Raw genomic sequence first — 14676 nt, forward strand, 5'->3', positions numbered from 1 at the left:
AGCGACAGGCGGTGAGTTAAGTTGCCCGTTGAGACGATTGCCCCGGACGAACCCAAGCGCAGGACCCGCCCTGTCCTGCGCCAGCTGACGCGCGGCCTTCTGCTAGCGGCCGGGCTCGTCGTGCTGTCTGGATGCCAGATGCTCGGCGGCAAGTCGGCCACGGTTGGCGTGGTGACACCGGGCACGCTGCGTCCGGGTCTCGCGGCCGACATCGGCGAGCGTGAACACCCCCGGGTCGTCGCCACCTACGGCGGCGTCTACGAAGATGCCGGTGCCGAGCGCGCCATCGCTTCGGTTGTCGGTCGCCTCGTTGCCGCTTCGGACGATCCGAGCCAGAGCTATCGCATCACCATCCTCAATTCGCCGGCCGTGAACGCCTTTGCGCTGCCCGGCGGCTACCTTTATGTCACCCGCGGGCTCCTGGCGCTGGCCAACGACACGTCCGAGGTTGCTGCCGTGCTGGCGCATGAGATGGCCCATGTCACGGCCAACCATGCCATCGAGCGGCAGCAGAAGGCGGAAGCCACCGAGCTCGCCAACCGCGTCGTCTCCAACGTGGTGCGCGATCCGGAGCGGGTGCGCGAGGCCGTGCTGTCGTCGCAGCTCTCCTTTGCCCGGTTCTCGCAGGTGCAGGAGCTTCAGGCCGACGTGGTCGGGGTGAAGACCCTGGCGGGCGCCGGCTTCGATCCCTTCGCTGCCGCGCGGTTCCTCTCCTCGATGTCGCAGTTTGCAGCGCTGCAGAATGCCCGCAAGGACGGCAGCAGCGCACCGGACTTCCTGTCCTCCCATCCGACGACGCCGGAGCGCGTGACCCTTGCAGTGCAGGCCGCCCGTCAGGTCGGGGCCCCGGGCATCGGCGAGCGGGACCGGACAGCCTATCTCGCCAGCATCGACGGCATGCTGTTCGGTGACGATCCGCTCGAAGGCTTCGTCCGCGGCCGCGATTTCCTGCACAAGGCGCTCGGCATCGGCTTTTCGGTGCCGGCCGGCTACGTGCTCGAAAACTCGCCCGAGGCCGTGCTCGCCAGCAATGGTGCCGGCACCGCCATGCGCTTCGACGGTGCCGATCTGACCGGCTATGACAATCTGCGTCAGTACATGACGGCCGGCTGGATCAATGGCCTGCTGCCGGAAAGCGTGCAGGAAACCACGATCAACGGCCTCCCCGGTGTGGTCGGGTCCGCCATCACGCAGGGCTGGTCGTTCCGGATCGCCGTGGTTCGCATCGGTCGCAACGGCTATCGTTTCATCTTCGCCAGCCGCGACCCCAACGCGGCGTTCAACCGCGATTACGACGAGACGGTCCGCAGTTTCCGCCAGCTCACACCGACCGAACGGGCGCGGCTGCAGTCGCTGCGGATCAAGGTGGTCAAGACCCAGCCCGGTGACACGCCGCGCACGCTGGCGCTTGGCATGAGCGGCATCGAGGCGTCACGCCGCCTCGAGTTCTTCTCGGTGCTGAACGGGTTCACGCCCGACGAGGTCATTCCGCCCGGGACATCGGTGAAGCTCGTGGTCGACTGACCGGGGGACGACAAGAGGACCAGGACCGGCACCGGCGCGGACCCGCGCGTCGGGCCGCCTGGGGCTGTCGTCCCGGTGCCTCTCGGTCCAGAGCCGCTGCCGCTGCGCTTCAGCGCAGGTCCGTCATCGCAGAAAGGCGAGGCGGTCGGGGTGGATCTTGAGCAGCGCGTCGCGCAGCTTTTCCAGCGCCCGGTTCTCGATCTGGCGAACGCGTTCCTTGGAAATGCCCATCGTCTGACCAATGGATTCCAGTGTGGCACTGTCGTCCTTGAGGCGGCGTTCCTGCAGCACGCGGCGTTCGCGCTCGGTGAGCACCGCCATGGCGGAGGACAGCCAGCGGGTCTGGCGCTCGCCGTCGATGGCATCAACGACGATGTCGTCCGGCAGGGGCGCGTCCGAGACGAGGAAATCCTGGCGCTCGGCGCTCGAGCCCTCGCTCTCCGTCAGCGGGGCGTTGAGCGAGGTGTCCGGACCGGACAGGCGGGCGGCCATCATGTCCACGTCCGCCGTCTTCACGCCGATCGTCTCGGCGATCTTGCGGTGCAGCTCGCTTTCGGTGATGCCCTGCTGCTCACCGGACAGTTTGGCGCGCAGCCGGCGCAGGTTGAAGAACAGCGCCTTCTGGGTGGACGAGGTGCCGCCACGCACGATCGACCAGTTGCGCAGGATGAAGTCCTGGATCGAGGCACGGATCCACCAGGTCGCGTAGGTGGAGAAGCGCACCTCGCGTTCGGGCTCGAACCGGGAGGCGGCTTCCAGCAGGCCAATGTGGCCCTCCTGGATCATGTCGCTCATCGGCAGGCCGAAGTTGCGGAAGCGCGAGGCAACGGCGATGACGAGGCGCATGTGCGACAGGGACAGGCGTTCCAGCGCCTTGCGGTCGCCATTCGTGCGCCAGCGGATTGCAAGCTCCTGCTCCTCCTCGCGGGTGAGGTAGGGAGCAGACATGGCGGCCTTGACCATCTGCCGCCGGTTACTGGTCGATGCGGACATGGTTTGCATCGCTCCTTCTTGTTCCTGCAGCCTTTACGCAGCGCCAGTCCGGCCAGATCAATCGCGCGCGATGAAATTGGCCGCAAAAGCGCCACAGTGTCGACTTCGAGGCTGCGGCGGCTGGACGCAGGTCCGCGCCCGCTTCTGCTGCGGTCCGGCGACGCGCGGACGGTGCGGCGGTCACAGGTGCGACTGCAGCCTTGCGAAAGGTGGCTCTGCAAAGGAAAAGGGCCCGGCGGAGTGAACCGCCGGGCCCTTGACGTGTCGGCGCAGGGCGCCGGATCAGGCGGCTTCTTCCTGGTCGCCGTCGGTCTCGTCGTCAACCGCATCACCGGCCTTGGCCCGGGACGGGGTCTTCGCCAGGTTCTGCTCGATCTGCTTGATCGCCTCGGTCTCCGAGCACTTGTTCACGGCAGCGATCTCGCGGGACATCCGGTCCAGCGCGGCTTCATACAGCTGGCGCTCGGAATAGGACTGTTCCGGCTGGGTGTCGGAGCGGTACAGGTCACGCACCACCTCGGAGATGGCGATCAGATCGCCGGAGTTGATCTTGGCTTCGTATTCCTGGGCACGGCGGCTCCACATGGTGCGCTTGACGCGCGGCCGGCCACGAACGGTCTCAAGTGCCTTCTTGACGGTCGGCGCGTCGGCGAGCTTGCGCATGCCAACGGTCGCAATCTTGGCGACCGGAACGCGGAGGGTCATCTTGTCCTTCTCGAAGCTGATGACCAGCAGTTCCAGCGAGTGGCCGGCGACGCTCTGTTCCTCGATGGCCAGGATCTGGCCGACGCCATGGGCCGGATACACGATGTGCTCACCGGTCTTGAAACCCTGACGCTGCGAGGTCTTCTTTGTCATGGTTGCCATACGCCTCGTAACTCCTGCGCAGTTGCCGGCCCGAAGGGGCCGTGTCGCGCCGCCACAGGGGCGACGCGTGTTGGTGTTGAAACGAAAACCGGGCGCGCGGGTGCCATGGCAAGCGCCGCACCAGTTTTGACGTCTATGGATGGTTAGCCGCCGATGGTCATGTGTCCTTGCGTGTCGCCATTCACTTGGGAGATCGTGGCGGGAGGCATAGCCTCACACACAATCCGGTGCAGGACTGCGACCATAAAAAAACCTCCAGTGGGAGGGGGTGAACCAAAGACGGCGACGACAACTTGAGTAAGCTAACACAAAAACCATGAAATCCAAAGCATAAAGCGCGCCGGCCCGGGTGAGCCTGCGCGCTTTGCATGGTTCCGCAAGGGAAGTCGGGCCAGTTCAGGGCCGGCCGGCGGCCGGCTCAGGCCCCGTTCGGACCCTTCGGCGAGAAATACTGCTCGAGCTTGTTCTTCACGCCATCGAAGTCCGCGGCCTCGGGAAGCGCATCCTTCTTTTCCGTGATGTTCGGCCACTTTGCCGCGTATTCGGCGTTCAGCTCGATCCACTTCTCCAGCCCCGGCTCGGTGTCCGGCAGGATGGCCTCGGCCGGGCATTCCGGCTCGCAGACGCCGCAGTCGATGCACTCGTCCGGATTGATGACGAGCATGTTCTCGCCTTCATAGAAGCAGTCCACCGGGCAGACTTCGACGCAGTCGGTGTACTTGCACTTGATGCAGTTGTCTGTGACGACGTAGGTCATCGCGATCCTCTTGCTGGCGGCCACTCCCGCGCCGCGCCCGTCCGGTCGCAGGGCCTGGTCCTGGCTGACATCCCGTTGCAGGTGTCCCTCGGAAGGTAAGCCTGATCTGGGGCGTTTGGGTACCTCTTTTGCCTTATCCTGGCAAGCAAACTAAGGCGACAGGGCCGGCCGGGAAAGAAAAGGTGATCCGTCTGCAGGCCCTTCAAGGGATGAACTTACTCCGGATCGTCCGTATCGCGCGTCATCGCGTCGGGATCAGGCCAGGGCGCCGCGTCTGGACCCCGCTGGACCGGGATGTCGGCAAAGCCGCCGGTGAAGGCCTCCATGCGCCGCCTGTCCCGCTTGGTCGGCCTGCCGGCGCCAGGGTCGCGGTGCGCGACCGGCGCTGGCGCTCCGCCGCTCTCGCGCGGAGGCGGGGGCGGGGACAGGTCGCGGTAAAGCAGATGTGCCTCCGGTGCCGGGCCACGCCGGTTGCCCAGCCCCAGCACCTCCAGCACGAGGACACGCCGCTCCAGCGCAATCGTCAGCACGTCGCCGATGCGGATCGCCTTGCTGGCGCTGTCGATCTTGTCCCGGTTGACGCGAACGTGGCCTCCGGTCGCAAGCTTCTGCGCCAGCGTGCGCGACTTCGTGACCCTGGCGAACCAGAGCCACTTGTCGATCCGCTGTGAGGGCTGCGGGCCTGCCGGAGGTGTCTGGCTCAGGACTTGCCTTTTTCCATGCTGGCCTTCAGCGCCATGAGCGCTGCGAAGGGCGAGTTGGGATCGATCGGCTTGTCGGCACGCGGCGCGCGGTCACGGTTGCCCTGATCCCGGTTGCCCTGGTCCCGGCCGCCCTGACCCTGCGGCTTGCCACCCTTGCGGTCATCCCGGCGCGGGCCGCCCCGGCGGTCTTCACCGCGCGAAGCCCCCTCGGGACGGTTGCCATCGCCACGGCGGCCTTCGGGGCGAGCGCCATCGCGTCCGCCTTCACGGGAGCCTTCCGGGCCACCTTCGCGCTTGCCCTGATGCGGACGGCGGTCGCCACGGCCCTGGCCACGGCCCTCACCCTGGCCTTGACCCTGGCCGCGATTGCGATCGCCACCACGGCGGGCTTCGCCTTCGGGCCGGCCACGGCGTTCGCCGCGGCCCGGACGCCAGATGTCGATGGTGACGGTTTCCAGCTCGGGTGCGTCGGCCGAAGCCTCGGCATTCGCTTCAGCGGCAGCCTGTTCCGCCGGGGCGGCTTCGGCAGCCGGGGCAGCCTCGGAAACCGCGTCGGGTGCCGGGATTTCAGCCGCGACATCTGCAGCTTCGGCGGTCTGTTCGGCCGAGGCTTCCGTCTCGACCGGTGCAGCCGCTGCCACGGCTTCGGGAGGCTTGGCCTTGGCCGCGACCGGGCGCTGGATCTCGCGCTTTTCCGCGCGGTAGCCGAGAGACTTCAGGATCTCCGCGAAGTCGTCGCCGGCGCAGCCGAGCAGCGAGGTCATGGCAACGGTCACGGTGAAGGCACCGCCCTGGGCAATCGCGCCCTCCGGCGGAGTGACCGAGGCATCGAGCGGCTTCCAGGCGATCAGCGGGCGGATCAGGTCGGCCAGCCGCTCAAGGATGTCGACGCGCACGGCGCGCGGGCCGCAGACGCGGAAGCCCACGACCTTGTACAGTGCCTTGTCGATCTGCGGATCGACCGTGATCGAGGTGCGGCCCGAGGCCGAGAGCTGCGGCAGCTCGGCCAGGCCCGGCATGTCCGGGCTGCCGTGCTTCAGCGCCCAGAGCTGGGCGAGCAACTGGCTCGGCGCCGGCTTCAGCAGGGCCGGCACATAAATGTTGTAGGCGCCAAAGCGCACGCCCAGCTTGCGCATGGAGGCGCGCATGTCCTGGTCGAGCTGGCGGATCTCGTTGGCCGCGTCCTGACGCTCGAGAATGCCGAGGCTCTCGTAGATGCGGAAGGCGATGCCGCGCGCCAGGCCCTCAAGGCCTTCGGCGTCCTTGAGGTCGATCAGCGGCTTCAGAAGGGTGCCGACATGGGCCTTGACCCACAGGTTCACGCGGTCCTGCACCTTGTCGCGGGCCGGACCGGTCAGATGCTCGTCGGCCAGCAGCACGAAGCCCGGCGCAAGCGCGTCGTCACCGGCGGTCAGCTTGGCGACCGGCTCGCCCTGCCAGCGGATGGTGCCGTCGCTGGAGAGAACGAAATCCTCGTTGGCCGCGCGCGACACCCGGTCGGCGCGTGCCTCGATCTCGCTGGCCAGCGCCTTCTGGGCGGCGGCGCGGACGGCCTTGCCTTCGGGGCTGTCCGAAACCGCGTCCGGTGCGAAGCGGAAGCCCTGCAGACGACCAATGTGCTGGCCCTCCACGAGCACGTCTCCACTTTGCGTGATTTCCGCTTCCAACATGGCGTTCTCTCTCAAACGTCTCATCAATACGCTTGTCCGCCTGTCCACGAAGCGCTGGGTCAAGCGTTCGTGCAAGGCGTCCGACAGTCTGTCTTCTATGCCGCGGGTGACACCCTGCCAGTAGGCGGGATCCTTCAGCCAGTCGACACGGTTGGCCACGAATGTCCAGGTGCGGATATGCGCAATCCGGTTCGCCAGAGTGTCGATATCACCATCTACCCTGTCAGCGAAAGCCACTTGACGCTGAAACCAGTCCTCGTCGACGTGGCCGTTGCGCACGAGCAACGTGTAGAGGTGGGTCAACAGGTCGGCATGGTTCGCCGGCGCGATCTTCCGGTAGTCCGGGACCTGGCACACGTCCCACAGCAGTTCCACGCGTGCCGGGCCCGTGGCCATGTCCCGGATATCGGGATCGCGCGCGGCATGTTCCAGAGCCTGGATGTCGTCCCCGACCGGCGCGCGAGTCAGTCCCTCTTCGCGCGGCGGCAGGTCGAGCGTCTCGCGCAGGCTCGTCAGCGAGGCAAAGTCGAGCTGGCTGTTGCGCCACTGCAGCACCTTCAGCGCATCGAAGCGGTGGCTCTCGATGTTCTCCACCAGCTCGTCGTCGAGCGGATCGACGCGGCCGGTCACCCCGAAGGTGCCGTCGCGCATGTGCCGTCCGGCACGTCCGGCGATCTGGGCCATCTCGGCCGGGGTCAGGGCCCGGTACTGGTAGCCGTCGAACTTGCGGTTGCCGGCAAAGGCGATGTGGTCGACGTCGAGGTTGAGCCCCATGCCGATGGCGTCGGTCGCCACGAGATAGTCCACGTCGCCGTTCTGGAACAGCTCGACCTGGGCATTGCGCGTGCGCGGGCTGAGCGAGCCCAGCACCACGGCCGCGCCGCCGCGCTGGCGGCGGATCAGCTCGGCGATGGCATAGACCTCTGAGGCGGAGAAGGCGACGGCGGCCGAGCGGGTCGGCAGACGGGTGATCTTCTTCGAGCCGGCATAGGTGAGCACCGACATGCGCGGGCGGGTCACCACGTTCAGCCCGGGGATCAGCTTCTCGAGCAGCGGGCGGATCGTTGCTGCACCAAGGAGCAGGGTCTCGGACCGTCCACGCAGGTTGAGGATCCGGTTGGTGAAGACATGGCCGCGGTCGAGATCGGCGGCGAGCTGGACCTCGTCGATGGCGACGAATTCGGTGTTGAGGTCGAGGGGCATGGCCTCGACGGTGCAGACCCAGAAGCGGGGCGTCTTCGGGATGATCTTTTCTTCGCCGGTGATCAGTGCCACCGCCGCCTCGCCGGCGCGGGCAACCAGACGGGCATAGACCTCGCGGGCGAGCAGGCGCAGCGGCAGGCCGATCAGTCCGGATGGCTGGGCCAGCATCCGTTCGATGGCGAGATGCGTCTTGCCCGTGTTGGTCGGGCCGAGCACGGCCGTGACGGTCTTCGCCCGGGCGGCCGGGGGCAACGGCAGGGTCTTGATCGGAGGCATCGCGGCGGGTGCTTCGTTGCGGCCTTGGCGGTTGACGGCCCCCGGGAGGTGCCGCTTGGGTCCTGACTGTGAGGGCCGGTGTCCGGGATCCGCTGTTCTGGATCCGCTCCCGCCCGCGTCACGCGAGGCTGGATCAGGCCGGGTCGAAGGGCTGTCTAGCACAGCCGGTTGCGCTCTGTCCTGCCCTCTTTTCGTCCTGTGCCGGCAGCGTCCGGATGCACGCAGAACGAGTCTGGAACAAAGAAAGTCCGAATCGCTGACATTGGACGATTCAGGATTCGTTCCCTACGACATCTTGTTCCCGCGACAGGTCTTCGTACGAAATCGTGAATCTGCTCAAGGATTTGGCGCGTCCTTCGACTCGGACTCGAGTCCGCGGGCGAATCCCGTCAAGCGTCAAGATCTGGTTAAGCCGGCCGGAAATCTTGCAACCCCGCTTTGCAACCTTCGGCACCGAAAGGGAACGCAGCGCGGACGAATCGCGGATCAGGCTCCGTTCCTGTCCTGTTCCTCCCGGATCTGGGGGGGCGTCCGCCAAGGCCCACCAGATGATCGATGTGCCGTCTGATTGGTTTCTGATGAAACTGTTGTGCCTGATCCCGGTTTTAACTTAGGTGTCCCGAATTGGGGCGTCGGGGTGATCTGGAGGATCGTTGACCGATAGGTCAGCGATACTGGCCCTTTCCTTGCACATCATCCCTTTGTATGAGTTGTCGCCGTCAATCCGAGGGAGGGTACGGGCTTGAGCATCCGCAAGATACTTGTCGCCAACCGGTCAGAAATCGCAATCCGTGTATTCCGTGCGGCCAATGAGCTTGGCCTGAAAACCGTGGCCATCTTCGCGGAGCAGGACAAGCTCGCCCTGCACAGATTTAAGGCAGATGAAGCCTATCAAGTAGGCAAGGGGCTGGGTCCGATCGAGGCCTACCTGTCCATCGACGAGATCATCCGCGTGGCCAAGCTGTCGGGCGCGGATGCGATCCATCCCGGCTACGGCTTCCTGTCGGAGAGCCCGGAATTCGCCGAGGCCTGCGCGCAGAACGGCATCATCTTCATCGGGCCGCAGCCGGAGACCATGCGCCGGCTCGGCAACAAGGTGGCCGCGCGCAACCTTGCGATCGAGGCCGGCGTGCCGGTCATGCCGGCAACCGATCCGCTGCCGGACGATCTGGAAGAGATCAAGAAGCTGGCCGAGGGCATCGGCTACCCGGTGATGCTGAAGGCGTCCTGGGGCGGCGGTGGCCGCGGCATGCGCGTCATCCGCGACGAGGCGACGCTGGTGCGTGAGGTCGTGGCTGCCAAGCGCGAGGCCAAGGCCGCGTTCGGCAAGGACGAGATCTATCTGGAGAAGCTGGTCCAGCGGGCGCGCCACGTCGAGGTGCAGATCCTGGGCGACAGCCATGGCAACCTCGTGCACCTGTTCGAGCGCGACTGCTCGATCCAGCGCCGGCATCAGAAGGTCGTCGAACGGGCGCCGGCCCCCTATCTCTCCGAAGATCGCCGGCGGGAGCTGTGTGACTACGGTCTGAAGATCGGCAAGGCAGTCGACTACTGCGGCGCGGGGACGGTCGAGTTCCTCATGGATGCCGACACGGGCGCGATCTACTTCATCGAAGTCAATCCGCGCGTGCAGGTCGAGCACACGGTCACCGAACAGGTCACCGGCATCGACATCGTCAAGGCGCAGATCCGCATTGCCGGCGGTGCGGCGATCGGCACCGAGGCCAGCGGCGTGCCGGCGCAGGCCGACGTGCGTCTCAACGGCCATGCCCTGCAGTGCCGCATCACAACGGAAGACCCGGAGCAGAACTTCATCCCGGACTACGGCCGCATCACCGCCTACCGCGGTGCCACCGGCTTCGGCATCCGCCTCGACGGCGGCACGGCCTATTCGGGCGCGGTCATCACCCGGTTCTATGATCCGCTGCTGGAAAAGGTCACGGCCTGGGCACCGAGTGCCGAAGAGGCCTGCCAGCGCATGGACCGCGCCCTGCGCGAGTTCCGCATCCGCGGCGTTGCCACCAACCTGGTGTTCCTCGAGAACATCATCGGTCACCCGGCCTTCCGCGCCAACAACTACACCACGCGCTTCATCGACGACACGCCGGAGCTGTTTGCGCAGGTGAAGCGGCAGGACCGCGCCACCAAGCTCCTGACCTACATTGCCGACGTGTCCGTCAATGGTCATCCCGAGACCCGCGGGCGGCCGCGTCCCGGCAAGGATGCGGCGGCGCCGGTGGTGCCGGATTTCGGCGACGTCAAGCCGGAGGGCACCCGCAACCTGCTCGACACGCTTGGCCCGCGCGGCTTTGCCGACTGGATGAAGGCGCAGCCGCAGGTGCTCGTCACCGACACGACCATGCGCGACGGCCACCAGTCGCTGCTGGCCACGCGCATGCGCACGCATGACATCGTCGCCATCGCCGATGCCTATGCCAGCGGCCTGCCGCAGCTGTTCTCGCTCGAATGCTGGGGCGGGGCGACCTTCGACGTCGCCATGCGCTTCCTCACCGAGGATCCCTGGGAGCGTCTGCGGCTGATCCGGCAGAAGGCCCCCAACATCCTGCTGCAGATGCTGCTGCGTGGCTCCAACGGCGTCGGCTACACCAACTATCCCGACAACGTGGTCCGCTTCTTCGTGCATCAGGCGGCGACGGCCGGTGTCGACGTGTTCCGCGTGTTCGACTGCCTGAACTGGGTGGAGAACATGCGCGTCTCCATCGACGCGGTGCTCGAGACGGACAAGCTCTGCGAGGGCACGCTCTGCTACACCGGCGACCTCCTGGACAGCGCGCGGCCGCAGTATGACCTGAAGTACTACGTCGGGCTGGCGAAGGAGCTCGAGAAGGCGGGTGCCCATATCCTCGGCGTGAAGGACATGGCCGGCCTCCTGAAGCCGGCCGCCGCGCGGGTGCTGTTCAAGGCGCTGAAGGAAGAGATCGGCCTGCCGATCCATTTCCACACCCACGACACGTCGGGCATTGGCGGCGCCACCGTCCTGGCGGCGGTCGATGCCGGTGTCGATGCCATCGACGGAGCGATGGACGCCTTCTCCGGCAACACCTCGCAGCCGTGTCTTGGCTCCATTGTCGAGGCGCTGAAGGGCTCCGACCGCGATCCTGGCCTGTCGGCCGATGCGATCCGCCGCATCTCGTTCTACTGGGAGGCGGTGCGCCATCAGTATGCGGCCTTCGAGAGCGACCTGAAGGGGCCGGCCTCCGAGGTCTATCTGCACGAGATGCCGGGTGGCCAGTTCACCAACCTCAAGGAGCAGGCGCGCTCGCTTGGCCTTGAGACCCGCTGGCACGAGGTGGCGCAGGCCTATGCCGACGCGAACATGATGTTCGGTGACATCGTCAAGGTGACGCCGTCGTCCAAGGTCGTCGGCGACATGGCGCTGATGATGGTGAGCCAGGGCCTGACCGTGACCGATGTGGTCAACCCGGACAAGGACGTGGCCTTCCCGGATTCGGTCGTGCAGATGCTGCGCGGCGACCTGGGGCAGCCGCCGGCTGGCTGGCCGAAGGCGCTGCAGGACAAGGTGCTGAAGGGCGAGACCCCGATCACCGTCCGGCCGGGGTCGCTCCTCAAGTCGGAGGACATCGAGGCGCGGCGCAAGGAGGCGGCCGAGAAGACCGGTATCGACATCGATGACCAGGCTCTGGCGTCCTACCTCATGTATCCGAAGGTCTTCACCGATTTCGCCAGGGCGCAGGTCCAGTACGGGCCGACCTCGGTGCTGCCGACCCCGGTCTATTTCTACGGACTGGATGTGGGCGAGGAGATCTTCGTCGAACTTGAGCCGGGCAAGACCCTCGTGGTGCGCTGCCAGGCTGTCGGCGAGACGGATGTGCAGGGCGAGAAGAAGGTGTTCTTCGAGCTCAACGGCCAGCCGCGTATCGTCAAGGTGCCGGATCGCGCCCATGGGGCCTCCGGGGCTGCCCTGCGCCGCAAGGCGGAGGCCGGCAACGAGGCCCATGTGGGCGCGCCGATGCCGGGCGTCATCTCCACTGTCGCGGTCGCGGCCGGCCAGTCGGTCAAGGCCGGCGACGTGCTGCTGTCGATCGAGGCGATGAAGATGGAAACCGCGCTGCATGCGGAGCGGGATGGCATCCTCTCGGAAGTCCTCGTCACGCCCGGCAGCCAGATCGACGCCAAGGACCTGCTGGTCGTCTACAAGGCGTGAGTCTTGATCGGAGCGACACACGATGACAGGGGAGGCCGCTGGCCTCTCCTTTTTGTTGGCGCTGCTTCCGTTTCGCAGCGCTCGTGTCGTCACCGCGGGTCTCGCGCTAAGCTTCGCCCGGGGCAACCGAGGAGGGGGCGGCATGCCGGAATCCGATGGTCGGGCTGTCCGGGGGCTGCTACAGCTTCACCGGTTACCTCCGCACAAGGCGGGGATGACCGATGCGTCTGGCGTCGAGCCGGATCGACAGGTCGAGGTCAGTGCGGAAGCACCGGGTGGACCTGCAGTCTTGAACATTGCCCTGTCCCGGCGCTGCGGGGACACGTCGGCCTGGGGCGTCGTCGATGGAATTTTCCTCCGAAATTCTCGCCATCCTGTTTGCCGTTGCCCTGGTGGCGGGCTGGGTTGATGCGATTGCCGGCGGTGGCGGCCTGCTGACCATTCCGGCGCTGTTGCTGGTCGGCGTGCCGCCGGCGACCGCCCTGGCGACCAACAAGCTGCAGGGCAGCTTCGGCGCCATGACGGCGGCAGTCTATTTCATCCGTCGCAAGATGGTGTCGGTGCCGGCCAATCTGCCCGCGCTTGCGGCGATTGCTGCCGGGTCCGTGCTGGGCGGCGTCGTGCTGCAGCAGGTGGATGCGGACCTGCTGGTCCTGTTCATCCCGGTGCTGCTGGTGTCGATCGGGATCTACTTCCTGTTCTTTGCCCGCAATCTCGACGAGGAGCGTGCGCCGCGCATCAGTGCGGGCCGCTACAGCGGTACCGTCGCGCCCGTGCTGGGCTTCTATGACGGCTTTTTCGGCCCTGGCACCGGGTCCTTCATGGCCACGTCCCTCGTGCTGCTGCGCGGCATGCCGATCCGCATGGCCACGGCGCATGCAAAGCTGTTCAACGTGACCAGCAATCTGGCGGCACTCGGCTATTTCGTCCTGTTCGGAGAAATCGCCTGGCTGGCCGGCGGGGTCATGATCCTGGGGCAGGTGGCGGGGGCCTATCTCGGCGCCCATTTCGCCTTCACCGGCGGAGCCAGGATCATCCGCCCCATCACGGTGATCATGTGCTTTGCCATGAGCATCCGCGTGCTGGTCCGGATGTGGCCGGCGTAACGAGGCCTTGCGCTTCAGGGCGCCGGCGTGTCGGCCCGGCCGATCCAAAGGTCCAGAAAGTCATCCAGCCACTGGCGGACCGCCTGGTCGAAGATGAAGCGGCCGGCGAAATGGTCCTGCCGGCCCTGCGCTCCCGGCTGTTCCATGCGCGGCGCGCCCTTCGTCGTCCAGCGCACCATCATCGCGTGGGTCAGTTCCGGGTGGAACTGGATGCCGTAGGCGCGCGGGCCGACGCGGATCGCCTGGTTGGGATAGGTATCGCCCGTGGCCAGGAGGTCGGCCCCCGAGGGCAGGCTGAAGCCTTCGCGGTGCCACTGGTAGACCTTGCCCGGCCAGGTCATCAGCGATCGGCCGGCATCTGTCGGGCGGAGGGGATAGTAGCCGATCTCGACCAGCTCGCGCGGATGGCTTTCGACCGTGCCGCCGAGATGGCGCACCATCATCTGTGCCCCGAGACAGATGCCGAGAAAGGGCTTCTGTTCCCTGAGCGGCACGCCGATCCAGTCGATCTCGCGGCTGATGTAGGCGTCCGGATCGTTGGCACTCATCGGACCGCCAAAGATCACGGCGCCCGCGTGCCGGCTCATGTCATGCGGCAGCGGATCGCCGAACCGTGGCCGGCGGATGTCGAGACGGAAGCCGCGCCGCTGGAGTTCATGGCCGACCCGGCCCGGCGACGAGGTCTCCTGATGCAGGACGATCAGAATGCGCTGTTCGCTCACGACTGTTGCTTGTCGCCCTCGAGATCCTGTTCCTGGGCAACCTTCTGGCGCAGGGCGATGCGATCGCGCGAGGAGACGCCGAGCAGCTCCGCGACGCGCCAGACCGTGTTGTCCTCGAACTCGTGCACGTGACCGTCGGCATAGACCAGCCGCCACATCATCTCGATGATGGCGTGGCGCTCGGCCTCGTCGGTCTTGCGCTTGAGCACCGACGTGAACCCGTACAGATCGACGGCTTCATTGTCGCGGTCGGTGGCGAGGCGGATCAGCTCCTCCGTATCTTCCCTGGTCAGCGCGTAGTGATCGCGCAGGGTGTCCGTGAGCTTCTTGTGTTCCGCCTCATCCATGTCGCCATCCACGCTGATGACGTGGATCAACAGGGCGGCAACGGCAAGGCGCTGGTCGTCGTCAGCGAAGGTGAGCCCTTCGCTTTCTCCGAATGTCACTTCCTTGATGAAGCGCTTGAGCGATGAAAGCATGCGTGTTGTCCGTTGCTGACGACCATCTTGTGGCCGCGGTGCCCCTGCCTCGACCTCTGGGCGGGAAGCATAAGGCATTTTCCTTACCGTCCCTTGTTATATGGCGTGCCGCTGGCGATTTGCGAGGAAGTTGCGGCACTTAGGCCACAGTTGCTCCGGTCCGGCGGATTTAGATCAGTTCCAAACTAT

The 14676-nt window shown here is 66.3% G+C and carries 9 protein-coding genes and 1 pseudogene; 3 read left to right on the forward strand and 7 right to left on the reverse strand.

Going from position 1 to position 14676, the window contains the following annotated elements; all coding sequences use genetic code 11:
- The first annotated feature begins 21 nt into the window (after window positions 1-21).
- Window positions 22-1524 (forward strand): M48 family metalloprotease, encoded by a 1503-nt coding sequence (locus GWI72_RS19365; RefSeq protein ID WP_390807038.1) that lies wholly within the window; start codon window positions 22-24, stop codon window positions 1522-1524.
- 123 nt (window positions 1525-1647) lie between these two features.
- On the opposite strand, the gene GWI72_RS19370 is transcribed toward GWI72_RS19365, so the two are convergent.
- From GWI72_RS19370 to GWI72_RS19390, 5 genes and pseudogenes are all read right to left on the reverse strand, one after another.
- Window positions 1648-2517 carry an RNA polymerase factor sigma-32 gene (locus GWI72_RS19370; RefSeq protein WP_161677974.1) on the reverse strand — a complete coding sequence of 290 codons (870 nt, stop codon included), beginning with the start codon at window positions 2515-2517 and terminating at the stop codon, window positions 1648-1650.
- A 282-nt stretch (window positions 2518-2799) separates the two neighbouring features.
- A complete protein-coding gene (locus tag GWI72_RS19375; protein ID WP_161677976.1) occupies window positions 2800-3384 on the reverse strand; it encodes a CarD family transcriptional regulator in 585 nt (194 codons plus the stop codon).
- A 418-nt stretch (window positions 3385-3802) separates the two neighbouring features.
- Window positions 3803-4141, reverse strand: coding sequence for a ferredoxin FdxA (gene fdxA / locus GWI72_RS19380; protein ID WP_161677978.1), 339 nt, complete (start codon window positions 4139-4141; stop codon window positions 3803-3805).
- Window positions 4142-4449: 308 nt separating this feature from the next.
- Window positions 4450-4845: pseudogene (locus GWI72_RS19385) on the reverse strand (RNA-binding S4 domain-containing protein); the annotation flags it as partial.
- On the reverse strand, window positions 4842-7994 hold the full coding sequence (locus GWI72_RS19390) for a helicase-related protein (protein ID WP_161709690.1): 3153 nt from the start codon (window positions 7992-7994) through the stop codon (window positions 4842-4844). The gene GWI72_RS19390 and the pseudogene GWI72_RS19385, both read right to left, overlap by 4 nt.
- Before the next feature lie 742 nt (window positions 7995-8736).
- Between GWI72_RS19390 and pyc the strand changes: the two genes are divergently transcribed.
- Together pyc and GWI72_RS19400 are read left to right on the forward strand one after the other, a co-directional pair.
- Window positions 8737-12180, forward strand: a complete 3444-nt coding sequence (gene pyc / locus GWI72_RS19395) for a pyruvate carboxylase (RefSeq protein WP_161709691.1) — start codon at window positions 8737-8739, stop codon at window positions 12178-12180.
- 344 nt (window positions 12181-12524) lie between these two features.
- Complete coding sequence (locus GWI72_RS19400; RefSeq protein WP_161677983.1) at window positions 12525-13286, forward strand: TSUP family transporter; 762 nt, start codon at window positions 12525-12527, stop codon at window positions 13284-13286.
- 14 nt (window positions 13287-13300) lie between these two features.
- Here GWI72_RS19400 and GWI72_RS19405 read toward each other — a convergent pair whose 3' ends face one another.
- Window positions 13301-14008 carry a glutamine amidotransferase gene (locus GWI72_RS19405; protein WP_161709692.1) on the reverse strand — a complete coding sequence of 236 codons (708 nt, stop codon included), beginning with the start codon at window positions 14006-14008 and terminating at the stop codon, window positions 13301-13303.
- A complete protein-coding gene (locus GWI72_RS19410) occupies window positions 14005-14487 on the reverse strand; it encodes a tellurite resistance TerB family protein (protein ID WP_161709693.1) in 483 nt (160 codons plus the stop codon). The genes GWI72_RS19405 and GWI72_RS19410 overlap by 4 nt, the downstream gene beginning before the upstream one ends.
- Window positions 14488-14676: the final 189 nt, after the last annotated feature.

Origin of the sequence: Pannonibacter sp. XCT-53 (genome assembly GCF_009915765.1) — a bacterium.
In the GTDB taxonomy this organism is placed as follows: domain Bacteria; phylum Pseudomonadota; class Alphaproteobacteria; order Rhizobiales; family Stappiaceae; genus Pannonibacter; species Pannonibacter tanglangensis.